Raw genomic sequence first — 546 nt, forward strand, 5'->3', positions numbered from 1 at the left:
TTCCGAAAAACGAAACGGTCGTTTACAGTGGTGACTTTAATGTAAACAAGCTGAAGTTTCCTGGAGATTACCAGCAGATGATCGCAAACCTAAGTGCGATGGAGCCTCAATACTCTGGCTATACAGCGTCTACGTTCGACCCTCGTATCAATAACTTCGCAGGCGAAGCACTATCTGGTGGCGAAAATGTGGAATACCTCGATTACGTCATGGTGAGCAACGAATATGGCGTGAAATCGTTTAACGACAACCGCGTTGATGTTCCACGTTCAACGGCAGAGGGGTTGTGGAAACATTACAACCTGTCGGATCACTTCCCTGTCAGCGCCGTGATCAAGCCATGAAGCTTAGCTTACTAATCACTGTGTCCGCCGTTTTGGCGGGCATAGTTTGGTTTTCAGTCAATGTCGACGAGCGCGATCACTTAACGCAGCTTTCTTCGGAGTTGCAGGATAAATCAATCGCATTGGTTGATAGTGATTCGACGCCACCCCAGAGCCAAAGCAGTACACAAAAGTCCAAGTCAAAATCAGACAACATGCCCAC

1 pseudogene is annotated in these 546 nt (G+C 47.6%); it reads left to right on the forward strand.

Annotated elements, in window-relative coordinates:
- Window positions 1-344 (forward strand): annotated as a pseudogene (locus R8N47_RS27715) (phospholipase); the annotation flags it as partial.
- Between the last annotated feature and the right edge of the window lie 202 nt (window positions 345-546).

It is taken from the genome of Vibrio sp. 2132-1, from assembly GCF_033344315.1.